Source organism: Pseudomonas sp. VD-NE ins (genome assembly GCF_031882575.1).
In the GTDB taxonomy this organism is placed as follows: Bacteria; Pseudomonadota; Gammaproteobacteria; order Pseudomonadales; family Pseudomonadaceae; genus Aquipseudomonas; species Aquipseudomonas fluorescens_BZ.
Genome location: NZ_CP134772.1, coordinates 2,514,216 through 2,531,888, shown reverse-complemented (window position 1 = coordinate 2,531,888; position 17,673 = coordinate 2,514,216). Strand labels below are relative to the sequence as shown.

The 17,673-nt window shown below is 58.6% G+C and carries 11 protein-coding genes and 2 pseudogenes; 3 read left to right on the top strand and 10 right to left on the bottom strand.

Features of this window, described 5'->3' with window-relative positions:
- Positions 1-167: 167 nt before the first annotated feature.
- Together RMV17_RS30115 and RMV17_RS30110 are read right to left on the bottom strand one after the other, a co-directional pair.
- Positions 168-761 (bottom strand): annotated as a pseudogene (locus RMV17_RS30115) (methyl-accepting chemotaxis protein); the annotation flags it as partial.
- 312 nt (positions 762-1,073) lie between these two features.
- A pseudogene (locus tag RMV17_RS30110) lies at positions 1,074-1,721 on the bottom strand (methyl-accepting chemotaxis protein); the annotation flags it as partial.
- Positions 1,722-2,026: 305 nt separating this feature from the next.
- Here RMV17_RS30110 and sodC point away from each other — a divergent pair.
- The 3 genes from sodC (at position 2,027) to RMV17_RS11075 (ending at position 3,505) form a co-directional block, all read left to right on the top strand.
- Positions 2,027-2,548 carry a superoxide dismutase [Cu-Zn] SodC gene (sodC, locus tag RMV17_RS11085; RefSeq protein WP_311886521.1) on the top strand — a complete coding sequence of 174 codons (522 nt, stop codon included), beginning with the start codon at positions 2,027-2,029 and terminating at the stop codon, positions 2,546-2,548.
- A gap of 160 nt (positions 2,549-2,708) precedes the next feature.
- On the top strand, positions 2,709-3,023 hold the full coding sequence (locus tag RMV17_RS11080; protein ID WP_034152501.1) for a DUF2388 domain-containing protein: 315 nt from the start codon (positions 2,709-2,711) through the stop codon (positions 3,021-3,023).
- 80 nt (positions 3,024-3,103) lie between these two features.
- A complete protein-coding gene (locus RMV17_RS11075; protein WP_311886520.1) occupies positions 3,104-3,505 on the top strand; it encodes a hypothetical protein in 402 nt (133 codons plus the stop codon).
- Here the strand turns inward: RMV17_RS11075 and ligD are convergent, their stop codons facing one another.
- The 8 genes from ligD to RMV17_RS11035 form a co-directional block, all read right to left on the bottom strand.
- Positions 3,506-6,109, bottom strand: coding sequence for a DNA ligase D (gene ligD, locus RMV17_RS11070; RefSeq protein ID WP_311886519.1), 2,604 nt, complete (start codon positions 6,107-6,109; stop codon positions 3,506-3,508).
- A gap of 17 nt (positions 6,110-6,126) precedes the next feature.
- Positions 6,127-7,080: a methyltransferase gene (locus RMV17_RS11065; protein ID WP_034152504.1), complete on the bottom strand. Its 954-nt coding sequence runs from the start codon at positions 7,078-7,080 to the stop codon at positions 6,127-6,129.
- Between the two features lie 11 nt (positions 7,081-7,091).
- Positions 7,092-8,468 (bottom strand): iron-containing redox enzyme family protein, encoded by a 1,377-nt coding sequence (locus RMV17_RS11060; RefSeq protein ID WP_311886518.1) that lies wholly within the window; start codon positions 8,466-8,468, stop codon positions 7,092-7,094.
- A 145-nt stretch (positions 8,469-8,613) separates the two neighbouring features.
- The gene (locus RMV17_RS11055) at positions 8,614-9,723 is read right to left on the bottom strand and encodes a hypothetical protein (RefSeq protein ID WP_311886517.1); all 1,110 of its coding nucleotides are present in this window, start codon (positions 9,721-9,723) and stop codon (positions 8,614-8,616) included.
- Positions 9,713-11,833: a hypothetical protein gene (locus RMV17_RS11050; protein WP_311886516.1), complete on the bottom strand. Its 2,121-nt coding sequence runs from the start codon at positions 11,831-11,833 to the stop codon at positions 9,713-9,715. The genes RMV17_RS11055 and RMV17_RS11050 overlap by 11 nt, the downstream gene beginning before the upstream one ends.
- A gap of 32 nt (positions 11,834-11,865) precedes the next feature.
- Positions 11,866-12,996: a hypothetical protein gene (locus RMV17_RS11045; protein WP_311886515.1), complete on the bottom strand. Its 1,131-nt coding sequence runs from the start codon at positions 12,994-12,996 to the stop codon at positions 11,866-11,868.
- Positions 12,986-16,576 (bottom strand): toxin VasX, encoded by a 3,591-nt coding sequence (locus RMV17_RS11040; protein ID WP_311886514.1) that lies wholly within the window; start codon positions 16,574-16,576, stop codon positions 12,986-12,988. The genes RMV17_RS11045 and RMV17_RS11040 overlap by 11 nt, the downstream gene beginning before the upstream one ends.
- The gene (locus RMV17_RS11035; RefSeq protein ID WP_311886513.1) at positions 16,573-17,439 is read right to left on the bottom strand and encodes a DUF4123 domain-containing protein; all 867 of its coding nucleotides are present in this window, start codon (positions 17,437-17,439) and stop codon (positions 16,573-16,575) included. Before RMV17_RS11035 ends, RMV17_RS11040 begins: the two co-directional genes overlap by 4 nt.
- Positions 17,440-17,673 lie beyond the last annotated feature (234 nt).

Here is a 17,673-nt window from a genome sequence, read left to right as displayed (position 1 = left end):
TAGCCTGAATGGATAGTGACCGGGCTGGCCTCATCGCGGGCAAGCCCGCTCCCACAGGGTTCGATGTTGTAAATGCAATTGTGTTTACACCACCGCCCATCGTGGGAGCTGGCTTGCCAGCGATGAGGCCAATTCAGACGCCACAACTGCAATTGTTCCAATCGCTATTACAACCGAAACCGATCCACCGACTGCGCCAACTGCCCCGCCAGGCTCGACAACTCATCGGTGGTATTCGCCGTTTGCCCGATCACCCGGCTGTTGCCCTCGGACATGCCGGCAATCATTTCCACCTGATGGGCAATCTCGTTACTGGCCTGGCTCTGTTCGCCAATCGTGCGGGTGATGTCGTTGACCAGTTGCGTCGTGCTCAACGTCGCCTCGAGGATTTCACGAATGGCCCGCTCGACATCCGCCGTCACCGCCATGCCCTTGTCGACCTGCGCGACACCCGCCTCCATGCTGCTCACCGCCTCGCGGGTGCTGTGCTGAATGCGCGCAACCATCGCGGCGATTTCCTGGGTAGAAGCGCTGGTACGTGCCGCCAGACTGCGCACTTCATCCGCCACCACCGCAAAGCCCCTGCCCTGCTCACCGGCCCGGGCCGCTTCAATGGCGGCATTGAGCGCCAGCAGATTGGTCTGATCAGCAATGCTCTTGATCACCTGAATGATGTTGAAAATGGCTTCGGATTCCTGATCCAGCGTGCGGATCACCTGGGCCGACTGTTGCGCTGATCGGGCGATATCGTCCATGTCGCTGACCACTTGATGAATCACACCACCGCCCTCTTTCGCCAGGGTTTCGGCTTGATTGGCCATGCTCAGGGCACGTTCGGCGTGGCGGGTGATTTCCTCGATGCTCGCGGTCATCTGGCTGGCGGCTGCGGCCATGGTGCCGGCAGCCACGCTTTGTTGCTGGCTGCTGTCGGCGACCTGATGGCAGCCCTGGCTGAGTTGTTCGCTCATGCCACTGACGCCGTGGGCATTGCGCCGCACCACATCGATCATGTTGCGCAAGTCGCGCTGCATGGTCGCCAGCGTGCGAATCAAGACACTGGCTTCGTCCTTGCCGGACGGCTCGGTGATCGGCTCGCTCAGGTTGCCGTGGGCGATGCTTTCGGCGATGCGACTGGCGGTTTTCAATGGCCCCATGATGCTCAAAATGACCCAGCGTCCCTGAATCAACAGCAGCACAAGACTGGCAATCAACACCACGCCGAGCGCGACGTTGGCGCTGCGGATGGCTGATTCGGTGCCTTCGCTGGTCTGCCGCGTATTGGACTCGATCAACTCGCTAAGCGCCGCCATCTGCTCTTCGAGCTGACTGAATGCCGTGTTGAACGTGCCCAGCTCCTGCTGAGCGGCATCCGGGCTGTCCAACGCCAGCCCGACCATGCGTTCACCGGTGTTGATGTAGGTATCGAGACTTGGCTTGATATGCTCCAGCGCCGTGCGCAATGTCGGATTGATCGGCAGTTTGAGATTTTCCTCAAGCACCTCCCGAAAATGCCCGGCATGTTCGTTGATCGAATCGCGCACCTCGCTTGCTGTGCTGGTGCTTTTCCCCAGCCCCACCAGCATCGCCGAGTAAACATCGGCGCGCAGGGCGTCGTGCATCATGTCGGCTTCCATGTGGTTGCGCAGCGCGCTCATGCTGACCGCGTTATCGCTGACCGCCGAGGCCATCCGCTGATTGCCGACGTAGCTGACCAGACTCACGATCAAGGCCGTCAGCAGACTTGTCACAATCAGCAACACTAAACGCAGTTTGATCGACACCGGACTTTCCTCTCTCGTCACGCTCGTAAGCGCTTGTCAGCCTTCAGTTAAGCCTATTTGCACGGGTCTGCCGCGCCAGAGCGTGTCAGCAGGTGTCGGCATGCAGGCTAAAGGCAGCAAAACTTTCGGATTGCGCGGCAAGTCTCACTTTGCAACGCAGGCGGGTGCGCCTTCATCACCGGTTAATGCCGGCAGGCTATTGAGTCCGTCGTTGTGAACACTCATGCAGCACAAGGAAAACGCTTATGAAACGCGCATTGTGGTTGGGCTTGCTCGGCACCTTCGCCATCGGTACCGCACAAGCGGCGACGGAAAAAGTCGCCATCAATCTGGTCAGCGCTGACGGCGCGCCGCAGGCGATCGGCTCGGTAACCATCAGTGAAACCGCGTATGGCTTGTTGTTTACACCTGACTTGAAATCTCTGCCGGCCGGCGTGCACGGTTTCCACGTGCATGAAAACGGCAGTTGCGAGGCGGGTATGAAGGACGGCGTGAAAGGCGCCGCACTCGCCGCGGGCGGACATTTCGATCCGCAAAAAACCGCCAAGCACCTCGGCCCGTATGCTGACGGTCATTTGGGTGACCTCCCGGCGGTGTACGTGACTGCCGATGGCATCGCCAACTATCCGGTACTGACGCCGCGTCTGAAAAAGATTTCCGAGATCAAAGGTCACGCCCTGATGATTCACGCTGGAGGCGACAACCACGCCGACATGCCGAAACCGCTGGGCGGTGGCGGCGAGCGCATGGCCTGCGGGGTGATCTGACTGATCGCAGCTCGAAAGTCGGGCAACCCGCCATGGCGTTGCCCGCGTCTGTTTTGCAATAACGCAGACTTTGCTGCGCCACGGAACTCCCGCCGCGCGCGCGCCTCTCACATTATGTAATCCTTCCCTTTTTGCTTCGCGCTTGTGGAGGAACACCGTCATGCGCAAGTTAGTGCTCGTTTCTTCTTTACTCTTATGCCTGCCCGTCGGTTCGGCGCTGGCCCGCGTCGATGCGGGTGATGTCGCCACTTCAGCGGGTGTCTCCGCGTCGCTGTACTCGACCTTCAAGGATCACAAAATGGTGATTCCGGCCCGTGACGACCTGTCTGCATTTGTCGCCAGTGGCGGGGCCATTCGTGGGGTTTATCTTGAATCGGTGCTGCAACAGGCTCGCCAGGACAATCCTGGCCTCAATGCCAGCGATGAAGATCTGGCTAACGCGATTCTGGTGCATTACGAAGGCCTGAATCAGTAGCCGTCACGGATAAAGCAGCCGATGGATGGCCGCTGACGGCACATAGGCAAAACTGTCCGACGGCCTCTATGATGGAGGCCATGACGACTTCTGTGCCCTTGCGCTCCCCCTGCCCGCCCGGCGCCTGCATTTGCGGGCGCGATCCGTTGCTGGAGACTCCCGGCGCGGATTTGCGCATCCTGCGCCTGACCCGTGAGGAGGAGAAAGTCTTGCTGGCGCGCCTGGAAAAACTCAAAGACCTCGCTGACCTCGCACACCTGCAAAAGCGCATGTACGAGCAGTTAGGGATTCGTGTCGACGTCGCCCCCGGCTTCAACGAAGTACGCACCATGCGCGGCATCGCTATTCAAATCGACGAGTTACCGGGCCTGTGCCGCAAGACCCGCGCAGCGATTCCGGCCGCCATTCGCCGCGGCCTGGAAAATCACCCGGAAATCGCCTTCGAATTGCTCAACGCTCACGACTTGCTGCGCGACACCTGATTACTTTTTCAGCCCCAGTCGCTTGCGCATCTCGGCGGTGATGCTCTGGCGGGTTTTCTTCATGTCCGCCCATGGCTCGTCACCGACCTCCGCCAACCGCTCATGGACGTTGTGCACATTCCACTGATTGCCGCCCTTGATCTCGGCGACTTCCTCGCGAAACAGCGGCACCGACACCGGCAGACCTTCGCGGGTTCGCGCAGCGTAAGCGCAGATCGTAGTCGCGCCCAGACCGTTGCGCAGATAGTCGATAAAGATCCGACCGACGCGATTTTTCGGCCCGGACACCGCCGAAAAGCGGTCCGGCAACAGCTTGGCAATATGACTGACGATGGCGTGGCTGAAGTCCTTGACCTCGTCCCAGCCAAGTTTGCGGGTCAGCGGCACCACCAAGTGAATCCCCTTGCCGCCGCTGGTTTTGAGGAATGCCTTGAGGCCCAGTTCATCGAGCACGGTCAGGGTCAGCGCCGTCGCTTCGACCATGCTTTTCCAAGGCAGCGCCGGATCCGGATCGAGGTCGAGAACGAAGCGATCAGGCTTGTCCAGATCGACCGTGGTCGCGTTCCAGGTGTGCAGTTCAACAGTGCTCATCTGCACCGCGCCAATCAGCGCTTCGGCGTTGTTGATCAGCATCACCGGTTGTCCGGTGACGTCCTTGTCCAGCGTGGTGATGCCGGGGATCGCCAGGCGTTCGGCGTTTTTCTGGAAGAACAACTCACCAGCGATGCCGTCGGGTGCGCGTACCAGCGCCACCGGGCGATCCTTGAGCTGCGGCAGGATCCATTCGGCAACGCTGGCATAATACTCGGCCAGTTGCATCTTGGTGGTGCCGCTGACCGCGTCGATTATCCTATCCGGGTGCGTGATGCGCACCTTGCCATTGGCCAGTCCGAGCTGTGACGGCGCGGTATCTGGATTGCTCGCCGGGGCTTTTTTCGGGGCTTTTTTCGGCGTTTTTTTCGTGGCGGTTTTCTTCTCTGCAGTCTTCACCGGTTTCGCTCGCTCTTCAGTGATGCCCTTGGCCGGTTTGTCATCGCGCAAGCCATGGAACACGGCGTGGCGCACTGAACCGTCCTTGGTCATTTCAGCAAACGCGACTTCCGCCAGCAGTTTCGGCTTGAGCCAGTGCACGCCTTTGACCTCGAAACCGCTGGGTGGATTGACCACCGCCGGCTTCTTCACCTGCAACGGTTTGAGCTGGGTCAGAATGCTTTTCAACGTCGACTCGTTGAAACCGGTGCCGACCTTGCCGGCGTAGCGCAACTCGCCGCTGTCGCGATCATGCAGCCCCAGCAACAACGCACCAAAAGCACTGCGCGAGCCTTTCGGATCGGTATAACCGACGATCACAAACTCCTGACGGTGTTTGCACTTGAGCTTGATCCAGTCACTGCTGCGCCGCGACACATACGGCGAGCCGAGGCGTTTACCGATCAGGCCTTCCATCTGCATCTGGCAGGCGCTGTTGAGCAGTGCATCCGCGGTTTCGTCGAAGGCTTCGGAGAAGCGCAGCAACGCTTGTTCATGACTGCCGAGCACTGTGGCCAGCGCGGCGCGACGTTCCTCGACCGGCACTTCACGCAAGTCGACGCCGTTGAGATACGGCAGATCGAACAGGTAGTAGAGGATGTTGCCGCTGCTTCCAGCTTCAAAGGCATTTTGCAGGGCCTGAAAGTCCGGCACACCGTGCTCGTTGGCGACGACCATTTCGCCGTCGAGCCACGCCGATTCCAATCCCAGCGCAGCGAGGGCTGCGGCCTGTTGCGGCAATTTGTGCGTCCAGTCATGACCGTTGCGAGTGAACAGTTGCACCTGATCATGATCGATGCGCGCCATGATCCGGTAGCCGTCGAATTTGATCTCGTAACTCCACTGCCCTTCCGGTGCGCTGTCGACCAGCGTGGCCAGTTCCGGTTTCAGTTGTGCCGGCAATTTGGCCTTGTGCGCGCCGGTAAGCTTGCCGGTCGCTGGTTTACGCGCCTTGGCCGAGGCCTTTTTCGGCGGTTTAGTTTGCTCGGCGGCCAACTTGGGCTTGGTAACCAGCGTGCGTTCGCTCAACACACTGTCCGGCTCGGCTGCCAACACATCGTAGTCATCCTGCGGCCGTGCGGCGCTGTCCTGATGTTTGATCAAAAACCATTGTTCTTTTTTGCCAGGCATGTGCGTGCGCACCAAGTTCCAGACCCCGCCGAGCTTCTCGCCTTGCAGCTCGAACTTGAGCTTGCCCTTTTCGTAGGCCTTGTGCGGGTCCTCCAGCGGAATCCACACGCCGCGATCCCAGACGATCACATCACCGGCGCCGTAATGCCCTTCCGGAATGCTGCCCTCGAACGTTGCGTAATCCAGCGGATGATCCTCGACATGCACCGCCAGCCGCTTGACCTTGGGGTCGAGCGACGGCCCCTTCGGCACCGCCCAGCTCTTCAGTGCGCCATCAAGTTCCAGGCGAAAGTCGTAGTGCAGGTGCGAAGCGTCGTGCTTCTGGATGCAGAACTGCAAAGCATGCTCGGCGCCGGTTTTACGCCCCGACCGCTTGACGGCGGCCGGTTCCGAGGTCGCCGAAAAATCGCGCATGCGGTTGTAGTCGTCGAGGTTCCTGTTCATCGTGCACCTGCCTTGTTTCAGCCAATCCGGGTCACGGTCAGCGCCACCACCGCGATGCGGTCGACCCGTTGATAGCCGGGGTTGAGCAGTTCCTCGCCGAAGACATCCGGATCGAGTTCGCGATACGTCCAGCCGAAGCGCTTTTCATCGAGGCGCGGCAGCACGGTGTCGAGAAACGGATCGCGACCATCGACCATCGCCACGCCGGTGTAGAGCAATAACGAGCCGCCGGGCGCCAGTCTGTTCAGCGCCTGCTCGACGATGCGCAGCGACAGCCCTGCCCCGAGCGTCCCGCCACCATGGCGATAGGCGCGCTCTGCCGGATCGGCCATATACGGTGGATTGGCGACAATCAGGTCAAACTCGCCCTCGACGCCCTGCAACAGATCACTGGCGCGTACGTCGACGTTGGCAACTTCCGCCAGCGCCGCGTTGATCGCGGTCAGACGCAGCGCCGCAGGGTTAATGTCCAGCGCCAGCACCTCGGCCTCGCGACGGGCACGGCCGATCAGGATCGCACCGACGCCAGCCCCACAGCCGATGTCCACCGCGCGATGAATCGGCGCAAAGTTCTGTTGCAGGTGGGCGTGGATCAGTTGCGCAAAACGGTAGGTGTCGGGGCCGAAAAACACCGCGTCAGCCGCCTCGGTGGGGAATGCCGAATGGACGAACAGCAAATCGTCCAGACTTGACCAGCGCACCCTGCTCTTCAGGTGGCCTTCGTAATTATCAATGACCTGCGCGTCTTGCAGTTGCCGCTGTTCATCGGCAGACAACAGCCCCGGCGCGAATGGACGCGACCAGCCGAACACATCACGCAAAGAGTCGGCCATCTGGCCCTCGTCACGCTGGTTGACCCGTTGATGGGTCAACGGCGTCGGGGTGGTGAACCGATATCCGTCTGCCAACAAGCGCCGGCCGAGGTGCAGCAGCACGAGATCGTTGGGGCAGAGTTGTTCTTCCTGATTCATCGGCAAGGTCCTTAAGGCAAACGAGATTTGAGTTCGATAAAACGCCGGGTCGCGAGCAGTCCGGCCGGGTGTGCATGACGCGCCGGGGCGAGCCAGGGGATCAGAATCGCCATTTGTGCCAAGCCGTCCTGACCTTGCAGCGCGGCGTTGAGCGCCTGCACGTCGGGATCCTGTTCAAGCCCTTCGACTGGCGCTGCGGTCTGAGTGTGCCGCCGAACAGGTTTCGCCTTATCCGATGGCGTCCAGTCACCGGCGATCCAATCGTGTACCAGTTGCTTTTCATAGGCATTGAACACGCCAAACATCGCCGCACCGTCGCCCGCGATCAGTTGCCAAAAACGACTGGCCTGCGGGTCTTCGTGGCGTTTGATCCAGCCTTTGTCTTGCAGTGCCTGAAGAAAACCGGGCAACTGCTCCGGTGCGGCCAGCCACTGATTGACGGTCTTCCCTTCGAAGCGGCAGTAATCGGAGTGCATGTGCTGGGCGAACGGACATTTGCGCTCGAGCATCGCCAGCAACTCACGCTCAAGGTCGAACCCTTCGATGATCGCGCGGCTGCCCTGCCCCAGGTCGTTGAGCCGATAGCCCAGTGCGACCCGGCGCAGAAACTCGCCGCGATCGGCCTCAATCGGCAGCAGATCAAGCGCCGCCTGCACGGCCTTTTGCGCATGCCCGGTGCTGGCGTTGTCGATGGTCACGTGCAGGGTGAAATAGTACGGATCGATGCCTAGCTCACTGAGTTCGTAACTGCTGATCAACAGATGCAACGGCAGCTGTTCGTAGCCGAGGTTGTAGCCGATCACCTCGGGCAAGTAATCAGCGCCACAGACACCAAGCGCCAGTTGTATCGCGCCTTGCAGGTAACGTTCATCGTCGATGGCAGCACTGTCCTGCAAGTCGTGCTCGGCGAGCAGTTTGCGGTAGATCACCACGTGGTTCTGCGCCGGATTGCCCTCGCCCAGTTCTTCCAGAAAGGTTCGCAGCAGACCCTGGAAACGCGGGTCCTGCCAGCGCGGCAACAGACCATGGAGCCAAGCGCCGTCAACCAGTTTGGTGGGGGCCACCGCTTGCAGGAAATACAGCGCCTGCGCCTTGCCACGGAAAAATTGCCGAGGCCCGCCGGCCTTGCGTTGTTGCAGATAGTCGGCGTATTGCCGGGCGACATCGGCGCAATGTTCGGCCACCCAGGCCTGCCAGGTCGTGGGGTCTTCGGGCAGGGAATCGGTGAGTGGCGCGGCATGTTGCAGTTGCTCCCGCAAAAACGCCTGCGCAAGGTCCTGGGGATTGTCATCGCGCAACAACGCTTCATAGACCTGGCGGATGTTCCCGGCGGCATTCATAAGATGCGGTTGAGCAGGCGCAGCTTGCAGGTGTGTCAGGACAGTCATGGCAAAATTCTCGGTCGATTGGCAGGGCGCTGTTCCACACGCCTCTACAGCAGCAGAGAGGCAGCGCCTGCGAAAAATTCAATCGACGTGAAAAATGCCCGGACGGACGGTGAGTTCCTGCCTCGGCGCGCGCCAAACCCACTGATTACCTGTCTCGTTGCACCTGCGCAAAAATCTCGGTGATAGGCCGATGCGGTTGGCGTTTTTGCATTTGCCGCACCTGCTCACTCAGCCGCAGCAGCTCCTCGCTCGGTTTAGCCCATTGGTCTTGCGGCAGAGGTTCCGACCATTCGCGCATGATGTCGGGCAATGCTTGCTTGCCGATTCTTTCGAGGCGGCGCACTTCCCATTCGACGAGGTGGTTGGGAATCGTCCACAAAGTCATGACGTGATAGAGATACCAGAAGAAGCCCGACAGCCTTGTTCGTGTGCCTTCGCGGATTTGCTGGTGCATGCGCGTGCGAGCATTGCGAAAAGTGTGCAGGCCTTGGTGGGGTGGGTCGTCGGGGCCTTGCAGGTCTTGCAGGTCCTGAATCGATTTGAGGTCGTTGACTTCGTATTCCATGTAGCCGCGTATCGCTTCCCAGTGGCTGATCGCGAGCGGCAGGCCGGCGCATTGGAATTCTAGGCTGGTGAGGGTTTCGCCTTGGTAGAAACCGATGCCCATGCCGTATTGGCGGTGGATGCCGTATTGGGTCGCGCCTTGGGCTTCGATGATCCAGGCGGAGAGGGATTCCCATGGGACGAAGACCGGTTGGGTTTCGCCTGCGGGCATGAAGCAGACTTCGCGGCGTTGGCGGTTGAAGCGGGTTGGGATGATTGAGGCGCGTTTTTTGTGGTTGTGATGCCAGACAGCGAGTCCTATGGACAGCATGGCAAATGCGGTCAGCAATCCTAGTTTTGATGACGGAAAAAATAATTGCTCCGCAAACTCCCAGGAATACAGCCAGTCGTACCCCAACACGAGACCAAAACAAAAACTAAATATAGGCAGCAAGACGGACCACATAAAGGTCATTGTTAATGGACCGCCTAAAGTCATCTGCCACATAAAAACTTGGGGTCCCCCCGACCCGAAGTCCATAAAACCGTCATTCAATTCAACAATATATGGGCTGTAGGGCGGCAAAGATGTTGGAAACGGTAAGGGCGCGAGATAGGCAATTTTTCCGCTCGGAAACGGTTCGATATCTCCAGCTTTTTTAGATTGCTTAAAATGCAGTGCGGATGCGGGCGGACAGGATTTATTCGGCATGGTCGGACTGCTCCAAAAACTGGGCTTCAACCAGCAACATGGGCGGGTTTTCCTTGACGATTTGAGGTGTGACTACGTCGAAATGCCCTTCATCCCTTGGATCTAGATGTATGACGCGTGTCCGCGCGGCCCACTCGCCTTTGTCGTTCAGTTTTTGAATACAAACTGCCAGTTCCAGCGTTTCTTTCGCAGGGATGAACTCAGAATCTGGATCCACCGGGTACTGAAGACAGAGCACCAACCCCTCGGGTGATGACTTGACGAGGCGCAGGCTGCTTAAAATCTCATCGCTGATCACATCCTTTCGCTCTCGTGGTGCTCCTCGACTATGCAAGGGAATGGAAATACGGTGCGCGCCGATGCCTAATCGATATTTCGATTTGCCTCCAAAGGGAGGCTGGAGATCACTTAACGTCAGTCTTGGCAGCACCAGATGGATATCGCTGGCTTTGGCTTTGAACAGCAGGTTTTTCAACCAAGAATCATGCGGATTTAGGCCAAGTTGCGCATAAGGCGCATGTATCAGAAAAGCCAGATAACTTTGATAGTCCTCCAGTGAATGATCCCCGCGCATCCCTGTGTCCCGGCTCCAAGGCGTGATTTTCAGCCACTTGTCGTGGACGCTAAAGTTGTAGCGGTTGAAAAGCCAGGTGCCACTGAGTTCCAGCACTGTGAACAAAGCACCGGCCAGATTGAAGCGAAAAAAAACGGTGGAAAGACGTGTGCCGGCGGCGGCCCATGCAGTTGTTCTTGCTGCCCTATTTGGTGCGGAAAATACGGTATAACCCGCGTGTAAGGTGTTGCTTAAACCGTAAGCATTAACGGCCGTCATTCCACCAGCACCTAGTGTCGCCAACGCGGCTGCACCTTGCTCCGAATAGTTGCCAGTGCGAATTGCCTGCTGCCAACTTTCAATTTGTTTTTTGAGACTGATTGCTGAGGACAACAAACCAAGACCATAAGTGAACATGCCTAACCCAACATGCAACTTACCCATCTGCACATTTACATGCTGCATGGCATGGGGTTGAAGCGCAGCAATAAGCGCAGTACTACGAGCTTTCAAAGCCGTATCAGCGAGACTCTGCGCTGCAGTGAATCCAGCACCTCCAGTCGTAGCTACCGCAGACAAAATCGGGCCGATAGTTCGTTTGTTCTTTGACTGCCTGAGCGCTTCCTTAAAAACCCCCACCAAATTCACCACCTGCACCAAAACCACCACCAACCCCATCCCTTCCGTCTTCACCAAACTCCCGGCCGACACCCCACTCACTCCCAACCGAATATTCCCCAACAAACTCCTCAACTCTCCCTGCTGCGCCGGCGGAAACACCACCGTCACCCCTGCTCGAGCCGGTGTCGCGCCGTACAACCGCGCCGAGCGATCCGGCAGTTCTTCGATCGGGCTCAACGCCGCTGCCAACCGTCCTTCGAAGAGCGTCAATTGCGCCCGCACCCGCACGATTTCTTCCTGCAACTCCACCGCTCTCGCCGTTTTATGGCCTTGGCGGTTTTTGTTGTGGGTGAGCTGGTTGCGTTCGCGGTTGAGGGTTTTCAGGTATTCGCGTTCGCGCAGTACTTCCTTGATCGCGCCTTGCAACGCGGCCTGTTCCGCGGGGCTGGCGACGGTGAAGGTCACGCCGCTGGTTTTTGCCGCGTCGAAGAGGCGCAGGCGCAGTGCTTTGGGCAAGCGCTGGAACAGTTCATCCAGATCGGGGAGTTTCTCGCCCGACAGGTCGAAACCTTCCAGTACGCGGTTCAGCCCCAGATTCAGTGCGGGGCTGTAGGTGTCCTGCACCGCCTCGGCGATGGCACGGGTGTGCGTGGGCAGATCGTCGAGGGCCGGCAGTTGCGGTTGTTCGATCTTTTTCAGTTTGGCCAGCCAGTCCGGCAGATTGTTGAACATCGCCATGCCGGCGTTGAACAGCGTTGAGTATTGCCCGCTCTGCTCCAATTGCAGGCGCAGAGGCAAGGTGTAGAACAGGGTTCGGGTCAGTTCCGGGTGTTCCTCCAGATAGCCGAGCATTTTTTCGCTTGCTTCGTCGCTGCGGCACAGGTCTTTGAGGCAGGCGTATTCGGTGCTGAGCGCCTGGCTGTGCTGTTTGCACATGAAGACTTGCTGAGTGACATTTGAAAAACAGCTCATGCATGACGCTTGCCGGTTGGAGGCGTGCGCTGTACCTCAGCAAAGATCTCGGTGATCGGTCGATGTGGCTGGCGCTTTTGCATTTGCCGCACCTGTTCACTCAGCCGCAGCAGCTCTTCACTGGGTTTGGCCCATTGGTCTTGCGGCAGCGGTTCTGACCATTCGCGCATGGCGTCGGGCAGTGCCTGTTTGCCGATTCTTTCGAGACGGCGCACTTCCCATTCGACGAGGTGGTTGGGAATCGTCCAAAACGTCATGACGTGGTAGAGGTACCAGAAAAAGCCCGACAGCCTTGTTCGTGTGCCTTCGCGGATCTGCTGGTGCATGCGCGCGCGGGCGTTGCGAAAGGTGTGCAGGCCTTCGTGGGGTGGGTCGTCGGGGCCTTGCAGGTCTTGCAGGTCTTGCAGGTCTTGAATCGATTTGAGGTCATTGACCTCGTATTCCATGTACCCGCGGATGGCCTCCCAGTGGCTGATGGCGAGAGGCAGCCCGGCGCAGCTGAATTCGAGGCTGGTGAGGGTTTCGCGGTGGTAGAAACCGATGCCCATGCCGTATTGGCGGTGGATGCCGTATTGGGTGGCGCCTTGGGCTTCGATGATCCAGGCGGAGAGTGATTCCCATGGGACGAAGACCGGTTGGGTTTCGCCTGCGGGCATGAAGCAGACTTCGCGGCGTTGGCGGTTGAAGCGGGTGGGGATGATATGGGCGCGTTTTTTGTGGTTGTGGTGCCAGACTCCTAAGCAAATTACGAGAATCAGAAAACCAGTTTGCAATGCGAGCACGCTAGTTTCCTCGAAGATCTCTTCTACGTAGACCCAACTGGTTTCCCAACCATCACCAAACATCAGCCCAAGAAAACCGCCTATCAATGGAAAGAGAAAGGCCACGGAAAAAGAAACACTGAATGTGCCACCCAAAATTACTTGCCATGAAAAGACTTGGGGTGATCCCAATCCAAAATCCATATACACATCATCCAGACTGCCGATATGCGGACCGTGGGGTGGCATTGGTGATGGTAATGGTAGTGGCGCTAGATAAGTAACTTTTCCAGTTTGAAATGTCTCGGTGTCTCCGGCCTTTCGAGGTTGATCAATCTGCGAGCTAACTAATGGCTTATTCGGCATGATCGGCTAGCTCCAGAAACTGGGTTTCAACGAGCAATACCGGTGGTTTCTCTTTTACCAACTCCGGCGCAACCACTGAAAAATGACCATCCCCCCTAGGATCTAAATGGATTACGCGGGTGCGCGACGCCCATTCGCCTTTGCCGTTCACGCTCTGAATACAGACTGCCAGTTCCAGCGTTTCTTTCGCTGGAGTGAATTCAGAGTTGGGGTCCAACGGGTACTGAAGGCAGAGCACCAATCCCTTCGTCGCAGACTCAACAATCCTCACGCTACTGACGACCTCATCGCTGATTACATCCTTGCGCTCTCGCGGCGCTCCTCGACTATGCAGGGGAATAGAAATACGGTGCGCGCCGAGGCCTAACCGATATTTCGATTTGCCGCCAAGAGGAGGCAGGAGATCGCTCAACGTCAGTCTTGGCAGCACCAGATGGATATCGCTGGGCTTGGCTTTGAACAGCACGTTTTTCAGCCAGGAATCATAGGAGTTTGGACCAAGTTGGGCGTAAGGCGCATGGATCAAAAATGCCAGATAACTCTGATAATCATCCAATGAGTGATCACCGCGCATCTCGGCATCCCGACTCCAAGGTGTAATTTTCAGCCATTTATCGTGAGCACTGAGGTTGTAGCGGTTGTATAGCCAAGTACCACTGAGTTCCAAAACGGTGAATAAAGCCCCCGCCAGATTAAAGCGGAAAAATACGCTAGAAAGACGTGTGCCGGCCGCGGCCCAAGCGGTTGTTCGTGCAGCCTTGTTTGGAGCAGTCAATACAGTGAAAGTGGCGTGAACGGTATGACTCAGCCCGTAAGCGTTAACCGTTACCATGCCGCCAGCACCTGATGTGGCTAGCGCGGCGGCATCCTGCGCCGATTGATTTCCACTGCGAATCGCCTGCTGCCAATTTTGTTGCTGTTTTTTTAAGCTGACAGCTGAAGACACCAAACCAAAGCTATAACTGAAGAAGCCTAATCCAATATGCAGTTTGCCCATTTGCACATGTACATTCTGCAAGGCATGGAGCTGCAAGCCTGCTACAAGCGACGTACTACGCGCCTTCAATGCTGTATCCGCAAGGCTCTGCGCAGCGGTAAATCCAGCGGCCCCCGTCGCGGCTACCGCTTCGGCGAATGGCTTCCACACTCGCTCATTTCGGGTTTGCCTGCGCACTTCACGGAATACCCCCACCAAATTCACCACCTGCACCAAAACCACCACCAACCCCATCCCTTCCGTCTTCACCAAACTCCCGGCCGACACCCCACTCACTCCCAACCGAATATTCCCCAACAAACTCCTCAACTCTCCCTGCTGCGCCGACGGAAACACCACCGTCACCCCTGCTCGAGCCGGTGTCGCGCCGTACAACCGCGCCGAGCGATCCGGCAGTTCTTCGATCGGGCTCAACGCCGCTGCCAACCGTCCTTCGAAGAGCGTCAATTGCGCCCGCACCCGCACGATTTCTTCCTGCAACTCCACCGCTCTCGCCGTTTTATGGCCTTGGCGGTTTTTGTTGTGGGTGAGCTGGTTGCGTTCGCGGTTGAGGGTTTTCAGGTATTCGCGTTCGCGCAGTACTTCCTTGATCGCGCCTTGCAACGCGGCCTGTTCCGCGGGGCTGGCGACGGTGAAGGTCACGCCGCTGGTTTTTGCCGCGTCGAAGAGGCGCAGGCGCAGTGCTTTGGGCAAGCGCTGGAACAGTTCATCCAGATCGGGGAGTTTCTCGCCCGACAGGTCGAAACCTTCCAGTACGCGGTTCAGCCCCAGATTCAGTGCGGGGCTGTAGGTGTCCTGCACGGCGGCCGCGACGATGCGGGTGTGTTCGGGCAATTCGTCGAGGGCCGGCAGTTGCGGTTGTTCGATCTTTTTCAGTTTGGCCAGCCAGTCCGGCAGATTGTTGAACGTGGCCATGCCGGCGTTGAACAGCGTTGAATATTGCCCGGCCTGCTGCGCTTGCAGGCGCAGCGGCAAGGTGTAGAACAGGGTTCGGGTCAGTTCCGGGTGCTGCTCCAGATAGCTGAGCATTTTTTCGCTTGCTTCGTCGCTGCGGCACAGGTCCTTGAGGCAGGCGTATTCAGTGCTGAGGGCCTGGCAGATTTGCGCCGCCACTTGCGCGTCGAAGTACCAGGCCGAACGATGGAAGCGTCCGGCGATCAGCAACTGCGTGCGGTCGGCGGTGATGCGTTCGAGCAAGCGGTTCCAGCGGCCGAGGTTGTCGCGGTGACGGTTGAGGACGTCGTCCATCGCCGGACGGTCGATCAGGTCGTTGACCCCGCGTTTGCCACTGAGGAACGGGCCGTCGAGCACGTCGCGCATGCGCCGGTCCTGACTCTTGCCGAGGTCGACCAGTGTCGAAAGGTGCCGGTCGACGAAATCGGCCGGGGCGACTTCAGCAAAATACTCGCGTGTATAGAAGCGTCTATCCGCTTCGGCGGTGACGCGGCCATGCGCGGTGAAATCCGGGGCGACGTCGTCAAACCGGTTCAGCGCCAGCGAATCGTCGAGGGCTTTTTCGCGAAGTTGCGAAAGCTCTGGCGTTGCCTCCGCAGAAGCGGGCTCAACCTTGCCGCCCTTGTTCAAATACTCAAGCAACGCCTTGCGCGTATTCTCCCGATCCGGTTCGGGCAGTTGCTCCAGCTCGGCATAAAAAGCCTTGGCCTGCGGATCGTCACTGGCCTTGGCCAGACTGTCGAAATCTGCGCTGCCGAGCTGGCTCAAAGACTCGATGTAACTGGCCAGCAGATAATCACGTTCGTTGTTGCCGCTGTTGCTCCACTCTTCGACCCAGCCAACGACGGTGTCCTGATACTCGGCCAGATCACGCATCACGCCCAAGTCATCGTTAACCAGCAGAAACAGCGTGTCGTCCTGATAAGGCCCGCGCACCCGACCAAGAAATTCACCGATGTGCGCCTCGCGAAAGCGTCGCGGCTGCTCCCACAAATAAGGCTCGCGCTCGTGTTCGGGGGCGTCGCTGACCTGCACCGCCGGCATCCGCGTCGCATCGGTTTCGGCAACCGGTTCAGCCCCCACCGCCACTTCCGCCAGCCATTGCCGGGCCTGCTCGACGGTCAACAAATGCTCGCCGCCAACCAGGCAATTGACCGGCCCCAGATCGACCGCTTGCATGAAGTGCTCGCGCTCTTCCGCGCTGTCCAGCACTTGCCGGCATTTCGCAGCGCTCAGTTGCACTTCGGCAAAGGTCACGTACAGCGTGCTCTTGCGGGAGAAGATCAACGCCGGACGCTCTTCGATGGCCGCGCGCTGATCCTCAGTAACGGTTTTACCTTGGTGCAGCAGCGCAGTAACGATCCCGTCCAGCACGCGGTATTCGTACAATTCGCCGCCGAGGCTGTCGATGATGTACAGCCAGCCATCGCGCAACCGGCGTATGCCCATTGGCCGCGCGGTCAGGGCATGCGGCAGCGTCAGCTCAGCACTCGGGTCATGAGGTCTTTCCACCAGGCCATAAGCCAAGGGCAACAGCTGCACATGAGTTTGCCGCAACGGGCAAAAGTCGAGAGAGCCGAACGGCTTTTTTGAGGCAGCGGCAGCATCAAGAATCGCAGGATGGGTCATGGTTTCGCCCTTTGGCTGGCCCAGCGTTCTGCCAGATCAGCCGCCAGCGCGACACGCTCGCCGGGTGATTGCAGCGAGGGGGTGTGGAGCAAGTGATGGATTTGCGGGTGTTGGCCGATATCGCTGCCGTCGAGCAATGCCGTCAGGTTGGCGTAGTTGAACAACTCGGACTGACAGCTCAAGCCAAGTGCGCTGGCTTGCGTTTCCATAAGATCCAGCAATGGCCAGCGCTGGCCCAACGTTTCCCCGACATGGAATTCGCGGAAGTGCTTTAACAGATGCGCATCGAGATCAAGCAACACTCGACGCCGGTCAACCTGATCCAATGCCGCGCTCAGCTCAGGATCAAGGCGATACGGCACGGCAAGCGCCGGACACTCAGCCAGCCAAGGTCGATGACTGTGCCAAACATCGTTGACGCAGTCCGCCGTCACCACACAGGTCAAAGGCCCGAACAAACACTGATCGGCATGAGTGAACAACGCATGCGCCACCGCTGCATCGGCCATGCGCAAAAACGCCGATTGCCCGGCGGGTAACTCGACAACCAGCAGTTTGCGCAAGTGCTCGGCGACGCCGTGCATCGGCGCAGCACTGAACAACAAAACGCCCCACTCCTCCTGCGCGCTGTGCAGATAGAACTGCGCCAACGGATCGTTCGGTTGCTCGATCGCCACCAGCAACGGCGAGACATCGCGCAACGCTGAAAACGGTGGTTGGTCATAGAGGGCAAGCGTGCTGGCCATCGGGTCGAGCTGTTTCAACCGCTGCGGCAGATCGCTGATCGTCGCCCCGTCCAGCAACAAAAAGGCCTGCTGCTCGCCCCAAGGCAAACCCTCTGGAAAAGAAGTCAACGCGCTCATGCTTGTGCGGCCTCGCCCATCAGACAGTGCGGGCCGCGAGTGAAATCGAGGGCGGGATGTTGTTGAATCAGATCAATAAGGCTGCGCACCCTCCTGACCCGGAATCCGAATATCTGAAATGGGTGGAAAACTCCCTCGATTTCGAATCTGCAAGCGAATGACGTGCCGATCGTGAGCATCCACATTTCCTTGTATCTGGTTAAGACACAGGACTTTGCTTGGCTCTACGGATAG

Bases quoted from the DNA above. Each gene is read 5' to 3' on its own strand.
- RMV17_RS11035 (WP_311886513.1), bottom strand. From the start codon at position 17,439: ATGAGCGCGTTGACTTCTTTTCCAGAGGGTTTGCCTTGGGGCGAGCAG.
- ligD (WP_311886519.1), bottom strand. From the start codon at position 6,109: ATGAACAGGAACCTCGACGACTACAACCGCATGCGCGATTTTTCGGCG.
- RMV17_RS11045 (WP_311886515.1), bottom strand. From the start codon at position 12,996: ATGCCGAATAAGCCATTAGTTAGCTCGCAGATTGATCAACCTCGAAAG.
- RMV17_RS11040 (WP_311886514.1), bottom strand. From the start codon at position 16,576: ATGACCCATCCTGCGATTCTTGATGCTGCCGCTGCCTCAAAAAAGCCG.
- sodC (WP_311886521.1), top strand. From the start codon at position 2,027: ATGAAACGCGCATTGTGGTTGGGCTTGCTCGGCACCTTCGCCATCGGT.
- RMV17_RS11075 (WP_311886520.1), top strand. From the start codon at position 3,104: ATGACGACTTCTGTGCCCTTGCGCTCCCCCTGCCCGCCCGGCGCCTGC.
- RMV17_RS11065 (WP_034152504.1), bottom strand. From the start codon at position 7,080: ATGAATCAGGAAGAACAACTCTGCCCCAACGATCTCGTGCTGCTGCAC.
- RMV17_RS11060 (WP_311886518.1), bottom strand. From the start codon at position 8,468: ATGACTGTCCTGACACACCTGCAAGCTGCGCCTGCTCAACCGCATCTT.
- RMV17_RS11050 (WP_311886516.1), bottom strand. From the start codon at position 11,833: ATGTGCAAACAGCACAGCCAGGCGCTCAGCACCGAATACGCCTGCCTC.
- RMV17_RS11080 (WP_034152501.1), top strand. From the start codon at position 2,709: ATGCGCAAGTTAGTGCTCGTTTCTTCTTTACTCTTATGCCTGCCCGTC.
- RMV17_RS11055 (WP_311886517.1), bottom strand. From the start codon at position 9,723: ATGCCGAATAAATCCTGTCCGCCCGCATCCGCACTGCATTTTAAGCAA.